Here is a 7,493-nt window from a genome sequence, read left to right on the forward strand (position 1 = left end):
CTGCACGCCCGCGCCCGCCTGCACCGGCACGCCGAGGCGGCCGGCCGCGGCGGCCTGCTCGGCATGGGCGCTCGGGTCCGCCGGATCCGCCTGCGCCTGCGCCTGCGCCTGCGCCGAAGCGGACATCAGTAGACCCCTTCGATCACCGTGGTGTCACCGAAGGTGGCCACCGGGCCGACGTCGGCCACCGAGCAGCCGAACCAGCCCGGCGGCGCCTCGATGCTCAGTGCGTGGTCACGTTCGAGATTGTTCGGGATGAGCGCGTACTTCGTCAGGTGGTTCATGACGACCTGCCCGCGTTCCCCGTGTGCCACGTCCTCACCGGTCCGCGGATCGACGACGCGGAAGACGATGTACGGGCTGGGCGGGTCGAAGGCGGCGAGGCCGTCGGCGCGTTCGACGTCGCGCTCCCGGGACATTCCGAGAATGGTGGTGCTGCCGTACAGGCCCTTGAGCGCAATGCCGGGGAAGATCTCGTTCTGGAAGATCTCGCGGGTGTCGGCGTCGAGATGGGCGCCGCTCCAGCAGAGGTAGCGGACGTCCTTGCGTATGGTCTCGACGAGGCCGGCTCGCCGGGTGAGGCGTTCGAGCAGCGGCGGGGTGGTGATGAGAATGCCGACGGTCTGGGTACGCAGAATGTGCGCGGCCTGGTCGACGACATGCTCGACGTAGCGTTCCGACTCGGCGGCGTCGCCGCGTTCGAGCAGTTTTTTGATCCATCGTGGGTCGAGGTCGACGGAGAACAGCATGCCGTTCTGGCGCCGGGCCCGGCGGCGGGCGAACTCCCCGAACATGTGCGGCCCGCTGGGCCCGACGAGCAGGACGTTCGCGGTGCCGAGCCCGGCGTAGTGGGACTCGTCCCAGCCGAGCGCGAACTCCATCCACCGGTCGAACATGACGAAACGCTTCGGCAGGCCGGTGGTGCCGCCGGATTCGTACACCCCGGCGATGACGCGGTCGGCACCGGAGAGCCCACGCGGCACCAGGTCCTCGACCGGCACCGCGCGGAACTCGTCGACGACGTTCGGGAAGCGCCGCAGGTCCTCGAAGGTGTGGACGTCCCCGATGGGGTCGAAGTCGAGGCTCCGCGCGCGGCGCAGCCAGAAGGGGCTGCCGGTCCGCGGGGAGAAGTGCCAGCGCATCAGGGCGCGCAGGTACTCCTCGGGGTCGACGGGTGGTCGGTCCGGTTCGGGTAGGTCGAGAAGGTCGAAGCTCATGCGCTGCCTCCGCGGGCGCGTCGGATCGCCGGCGTCGTCCCGCGCCGACGCCCGCATCGTCGCCGATCTTTCCGGCTCACGCGGCGGGAGGAGGGGCAACCGATTGCACCATTGGAATCTCTGTGCGCGTTCGCCTGGTGGACGTGGAACGTCCTTGTTCCCGCCCTGGTCAGGGGGCCAGTCGAAGTGGTAGCGACCGCACGCCACGGATGACGATCTGCTTGCGGAAGGCGATCTCGCCGGCGGCGAGAGACAGGGAGCCGACGCGGCTCAGCAGCGCCCGGAACGTCAGCTCCGCTTCGACCCGGGCGAGCGGCGCGCCGAGGCAGTAGTGGATCCCCGCGCCGAAGCCAAGGTGGCGCCGCGCCCGGCCGCCGCCGCCGGCGGCGGCGGCGAAGCGGTCCACCCGGAACTGGTCGGGCTCGTCGAAGGCGGCCGGATCACGGTTCGCCGCCCCCACCGCGATGATCACACCGTCGCCGCGGACGAACGCGCGCCCGCCGATCTCCGCGTCGGCGAGGATGGTGCGGCCGATGAACTGGATCGGCGGGTCGTAGCGGAGCATCTCCTCCACAGCCGGGCCGACCAGGGTGGGGTCGGCGCGCAGGGCGGCGAGCTGGTCAGGGTTGCGCACCAGCGCGAGAATGCCGCCGCCGAGCAGGTTCACGGTCGTCTCGTAGCCGGCGACCAGCAGCAGCGTGCACAGCTCGAGCAGTTCCTGCTCGGACAGCGCGTCACCGTCGTCGTGGATCGCGACGAGCCCGCTGAGCAGGTCGTCCCGCGGTTGCGCGCGCCGACGGGCGATGAGCGCGCGGAAGTAGTCCTCGAAAGCGCTCGTGGCGTGGTTTCGAGCGGCGTTCTCCGCCGGGGTGAGCAGCGGGCGCGGGTCGAGTCCCCTGGTCAGCGCGTCCGCCCAGGCGCCGAACTCGGCCTCGTCGGCGTCCGGGACGCCGAGCAGCCAGCACATCACCCGCAGCGGCATCGGCCGGGTCAACGCCGTGACCGCGTCGACCTCCCCCGCCTCGAGCGCGTCGTCGAGCAGCGCGTTGACCGTGGTGGTGATGTGCGGGACGAGGGCGGCAACGACGGAGGGCGTGAACGCCCGGCCGACGAGGCGCCGCAGCCGGCCGTGGTCCGGCGGGTCGGCGCGCAGCAGCGACCCGAGCCCGTCCTCGACCTTGCCGCGGAAGGCGACGCCGTCGCGATAACCGTGGCCGAATCCGGGATGCGCGAGCATCGCGGCGCCTTCGGCGTGGCCCGTGACGAGGGTGATGGGACCGCCGGCGAGTTCGCCGTCCAGGAACGTTCCCGCTCGGCGCACCACGTCGTAGCAGGGATAGGGATCGGGAAGCTGACTGGCCGCCATAGCGGACAGGATTCCCGTGAACTGCCAGCCCGACGTCTCCGGCTCGACCGCAGTGGTCATCTGCGCTTCCCCTCGATTGCCCGCATCGACGCGGCCGGCGGGAGGACCCGGGGCCACGAGCCGTTCCGCCGGCCGCCGCCCATTCTGGCACCGCCGGTGAGCGGAATCCTGACCGCAGGTGAACGCTCGGCGAAGGCACCGCCCGCGCATCGACATTTCCGCCGGGCGATAGGCGGGACCGATCGCGGCCGGCGAAGGACATTTCCCGGGAAAGTCGGGCCGGACCGGCTTTCCTATCGGGCGTGGCGGGCGATCATCGCGGCGACGCCGTCGAGAATGGTCTCGACGCCGAGGAGGAACTCGTCGCGTTCGTCGAAGCCGCTCGGGCCGTCGCCGATCTCGTTGGACCAGGCGAGCGCGTGCAGTCGGGGATAGCGCCCGACGTCGATCAGCTCCCGCAGCAGGGATTCCCACGTCCACGGGGGTGGTGACGGGCTGCGCTGGTCACCGGCGGCATCGCCGGCCCGGCTGTCACCGGCACGGCTGTCACCGGCACGGCCGTTACCGGCACGGCCGTTACCGCCAGGGCCGAATCCGCCAGGGCCGTCACCGGCGTGGTCGCCATCCGGCGCGGCGCGCGGGCCGTCGGTGTCGACCGCCCCCGCCCCCGCCCCCGCCCCCGCCGCGGCGGCGGCTCGGGCGGCGTCGTGGGCCATCCGTGCCTCACTCAGGGTGTAGGAGCTGAGCAGGCCGATCACGCGGAGCTTCTCGATGTCGGGCAGGGTGGTGTCGTCGAACGCCGCGAGGCCGAGCTCGACGAAGGTCATCGAGTTCGGCGCAAGCGGGGGCGCGGCCATCGGCATCTGGGTGATCCAGGGATGGCGGTCGATCATCTCTCGCTGCGTGAGCGCCCAGCAGCGCAGGCGTTCGCGCCACGTCTCGCCCCGTAGTTCCAACGTCTCGACGCCGAGGGCGGAGCCGTTCCACATGAGCTGGAGCAGCTCGTCCTTGCTGGCGATGTGCCGGTAGAGCGACATCGTCGTGAAGCCCAGCGCCCCCGCGACGCGGGCCATCGACACGGCCTCCAGGCCCTCGGCGTCGGCGAGCTCGATGGCCGCGGCCACGATCGCGTCCACCGACAGCCCGGGTCGGGGGCCGCGGGCGCCGGCGGCGCGCCGGCCCCAGAGCAGCGCGAGGCCCGGCGGCAGCGGCCGCGACGAGGTCGCCTCACTGCTCGCCCGCGTCTCGTCCACGGGCCGAGAATACGGGCTGGACAGAATCTGTGTATGACATATACCGTTTGTCTATGCCATACACAGTTGTTGCGGAGGGGATCCGCAAGTCCTTCGGCGGGCGGGTCGTGCTCGACGGTGTCGACCTCGCCCTCGAGCGGGGCTCGGTGCTCGGCCTGCTCGGCCCGAACGGCGCCGGCAAGACGACGCTGGTACGCATCCTGGCCACGCTGGTCCGCCCCGACGGCGGGCACGCGACGATCGCCGGCCACGACCTGGCCGCCGACCCGGTGGGCGTGCGCGGCGCGATCAGCCTGACCGGGCAGTACGCGGCCGTCGACGACGTCCTGACCGGCCGGGAGAACCTGGAGATGATGGCCGGTCTGCTGCACCTGCCGCGGCGCACCCGCCGCGACAGGGTCGCCGAGCTGCTGGCCGAGTTCGGGCTCGCCGACGCCCAGGACCGCCGGGTCGGGACCTACTCCGGGGGCATGCGCCGCCGCCTCGACCTCGCCGCGAGCATGATCAGGCGTCCCGAGCTGCTGTTCCTCGACGAGCCCACGACCGGCCTGGACCCGCGCAGCCGGGAGCAGCTCTGGCACACCGTGCGCCGCCTCGCCGAGCAGGACGTCACGATCCTGCTCACCACCCAGTACCTGGAGGAGGCCGACCAGCTCGCCGACACCGTCGCGATGCTCACCGGCGGTCAGATCGTGGCCCGCGGCACGCCGGACGAGCTGAAGTCCAGCCTCGGCGCCGAGATCGTCCGCCTGCGCTTCCCCGACGTCCGCGCCTGGCGCACGGCCCTCGCCGCCGGGGGCGCCACGCGTGCCGGCGCCACCGCCGACGCCCTGATCGCCGAGGACGCCGACGAGCAGGCCCATACGATCGACATCGCCACCGACGGCTCGGCCACCCGGCTGCGGGCGCTGCTCACCGCCGTCGCCGCCACCGGCGCCGCCACCCCCCGGGTCTCGACGCACCGGCCGAGCCTCGACGACGTCTTCCTCTCCCTCATCGCCGCCGCGCACCCCGCACCCCCGCCGCGCCGCGCCCCGGAGCCTGTGCAGTGACCACAGCCTGCAGTGACCACAGCCTGTGCGGTGACCACAGCCTGTGCTGGGCCCCCAACCGACGCACCGACCCCGCCCGTCCCCGCCAGCACCCCCGACAGGAGATCCGTCGATGAGCCTCGCCTACGCCGTCACCGACTCTCGCATCATGATCACGCGCTGCCTGCGGCGGTCACGGCGGGACCCGGAGGCGTTCTTCACCGCGCTGATGTTGCCGATCATGCTGATGTTGCTGTTCGTCTACGTCTTCGGCGGAGAACTGAAGGACTCCGGTTCCTACGTGGACTACGTCGTGCCGGGCCTGATCGTGCTGTGCGCCGGCTTCGGCGCGGGGACGACGGCGGTGGCGCTGGCCGCGGACCTGGCCGGTGGGATCGTCGACCGGTTCCGGTCGATGCCGATCCGGGCGTCGTCGATCCTGCTCGGGCAGGTCGCGGCAAGCCTCACCCGCAACCTGCTGGCGACGGCGCTGGTCATCGGCGTCGGGCTCGGCATCGGCTGGCGACCGACGACGTCGGTCTGGCGCTGGGTGGGCGCCGTGGCGATGATCGTGCTGTTCATCCTGGCGCTGTCGTGGCTCGCGGCGGCGGTCGGCCTGCTCGCCGGCGGTCCCGAGGCGGCGAACTCGTTCACGTTCGTGTTGATGTTCCTGCCGTATGTGAGCACCGCGTTCGTGCCGACCCGCACGATGCCCGCGGCGCTGCGCGGCTTCGCCGAGAACCAGCCGTTCACCCCGATCATCGAGACGATGCGCGCCCTGTGGATGGGCCACACGTCCACCGGCGCGTCGCTCGGTCACGAGGCGTGGATCGCCGGCGTCTGGGGGGTGGGGATCCTCGCACTGTCCTGGGCGGGGGCGGCATGGCTGTTCCGCCGCCGTTTCGCGGCCTGAGCGCGGCTCGCCCGGTGTCAGGCGTCGAGGCCCCCGGACGGACCTCGCGTCGTCCCGGCTCCGGGCGGGCCGGGCGACCCGGGCGACCCGGGCGGCACTCCGCCGGTCAGGCTCGTGACCTCGGCGGCGGCCTCGACGAGCCGGCCGGCGACCTGGCGCAGCTCGGAGCCGCTGAGATCGCCGGGCAGGCCGGTCAACGCGAGAGACGACGCGAGCGCGGCGCCCGCGTCCCACACCGGCGCGCTGATGCCGATGATCTGGAGGCGGCCGGCGGTGAGCTCGGCGTCGGTGATCTCGTGGGACGCGCGGGTCGCATCGACGTCGCCATGGGCAGTGACCGTCGCGCTCCAACCACGGGCGCGGACATCGCGCAGCGTGTCGGTCAGCTCGCGTCGCCGGGCCGCCTCCAACGCCGGGTCGGCGCGATCCAGCCACTGCTGCTGGGCGTCGTCGTCGGCCCAGGCCACGTAGATCGGGCCGGCGGGCGCCCGCAGCGGGGCGACGGACCCGGCACGAACGGTCAGTCCATACGGGTGGGGCACCGCGCGGGCGGCGGTGATGATGACCGCGTCGCCGTGGGGGGTGCCCGCCAGGGCGCTGGCCTGGAACTCGTCGCGCAGGCGCAGCAGCGCGGCGTCGAGGACGTCGGTGAGGGTGACGGCGCTGCCGGCGGCGCGTCCGAGGCCGAGCAGCTGCGGGCCGAGCCGGTAATGCGGGCCCGGTTCGCGGCGCACGGCGAGCTCCTCCGCGCACAGCGCGAGCAGGACCGCCTGGCAGGAGGATCGGTGGATGCCGACGGCACGGGCGATCTCCGACAGTGACAGGTCGCGCTCGGGCATCGCGGCGAGCACCTTGAGAACCTGAGCTGCCCGCTGCACCGAGCGGACGGGCTGGGTCGGCATGGTTGACGCCCTTTCCTGGCCCTGCCTAGTCTGTCTCGTGAACGGAACACTGTCTCTATTTATAGACGTTTTCCCGGCGTCCTGGGCTCAGCCGTGACGAGCGGCCGGCCACGCATCGCCCTCGGCCTGCCCGTCGCGACCAGCCTCTACCGAGCCGACGAGCAGCACCGGGTCGTCGAGCTGGCGAAAGCCGCCGACGATACCGGCATCGACACGGTCGTGCAGAGCGACCACCTGGTGATGGGCGAGCGCCTCGACCGCTATCCGTTCGGCACTTTCGCGTTCCCGCACGGTTCGCCCTGGCTGGAACCTCTCACCACGCTGGCGGTGATCGCGGGGGCGACCTCGCGGCTACGGCTGTCCACCGGCATCCTCATCGCCGGCCTGCGCCGCGCGCCGCTGCTGGCCAAGACCGCCGCCTCCCTCGACGCCCTGTCCGGGGGCCGCCTCGAGCTCGGCGTCGGCACCGGCTGGCAGCCTGAGGAGTACGAGACGATGGATCTCGACTTCGAGCGCCGTGCGCAGATCCTCGACGACACCATCACCGCCTGCCAGGCCCTGTGGGCCCCGGGCGGCCCGGCGGCCGTCGATCTGCCCACCGTCGCGTTCGAGAAGATCTGGTGCGATCCGAAACCGGTCTCCCCCGGTGGCCCGCCGATCCTGTTCGCCGGCCCGATGACCAGGCGCAACCTGCGGCGCATCACCGAGCTCGGCGCCGGCTGGATCCCCATCATGGGCGAGTCGACGGCCGGGGTGGCCGCCGGCGTCGCGCGCCTGCGCGAGGCGTGGGCCGCAGCCGGGCGCGGTGAGC

7 protein-coding genes are annotated in these 7,493 nt (G+C 72.6%); 3 read left to right on the forward strand and 4 right to left on the reverse strand.

Annotated features, from left to right (window positions below):
• Positions 1–125 precede the first annotated feature (125 nt).
• The 3 genes from MXD58_RS15775 to MXD58_RS15785 form a co-directional block, all read right to left on the reverse strand.
• Positions 126–1,217 carry an AMP-binding protein gene (locus tag MXD58_RS15775; RefSeq protein WP_248836929.1) on the reverse strand — a complete coding sequence of 364 codons (1,092 nt, stop codon included), beginning with the start codon at positions 1,215–1,217 and terminating at the stop codon, positions 126–128.
• A 169-nt stretch (positions 1,218–1,386) separates the two neighbouring features.
• Positions 1,387–2,643, reverse strand: coding sequence for a cytochrome P450 (locus MXD58_RS15780; protein ID WP_248836930.1), 1,257 nt, complete (start codon positions 2,641–2,643; stop codon positions 1,387–1,389).
• Between the two features lie 233 nt (positions 2,644–2,876).
• Positions 2,877–3,836: a TetR/AcrR family transcriptional regulator gene (locus tag MXD58_RS15785; RefSeq protein ID WP_248836931.1), complete on the reverse strand. Its 960-nt coding sequence runs from the start codon at positions 3,834–3,836 to the stop codon at positions 2,877–2,879.
• A 53-nt stretch (positions 3,837–3,889) separates the two neighbouring features.
• Between MXD58_RS15785 and MXD58_RS15790 the strand changes: the two genes are divergently transcribed.
• Both MXD58_RS15790 and MXD58_RS15795 read left to right on the forward strand, forming a co-directional pair.
• Positions 3,890–4,888 (forward strand): efflux ABC transporter ATPase subunit, DrrA-related, encoded by a 999-nt coding sequence (locus MXD58_RS15790; protein WP_248836932.1) that lies wholly within the window; start codon positions 3,890–3,892, stop codon positions 4,886–4,888.
• Positions 4,889–5,000: 112 nt separating this feature from the next.
• Positions 5,001–5,780: an ABC transporter permease gene (locus MXD58_RS15795; protein ID WP_248836933.1), complete on the forward strand. Its 780-nt coding sequence runs from the start codon at positions 5,001–5,003 to the stop codon at positions 5,778–5,780.
• A 17-nt stretch (positions 5,781–5,797) separates the two neighbouring features.
• Here MXD58_RS15795 and MXD58_RS15800 read toward each other — a convergent pair whose 3' ends face one another.
• A complete protein-coding gene (locus tag MXD58_RS15800) occupies positions 5,798–6,682 on the reverse strand; it encodes an IclR family transcriptional regulator (RefSeq protein ID WP_248836934.1) in 885 nt (294 codons plus the stop codon).
• Positions 6,683–6,775: 93 nt separating this feature from the next.
• On the opposite strand from MXD58_RS15800, the gene MXD58_RS15805 reads away from it, so the two are divergent.
• The coding region (locus tag MXD58_RS15805) for a TIGR03619 family F420-dependent LLM class oxidoreductase (RefSeq protein WP_250609457.1) at positions 6,776–7,493 on the forward strand (718 nt) is incomplete at its 3' end.

This window comes from Frankia sp. AgKG'84/4, from assembly GCF_023242965.2.
Taxonomy (GTDB): Bacteria; Actinomycetota; Actinomycetes; order Frankiales; family Frankiaceae; genus Frankia.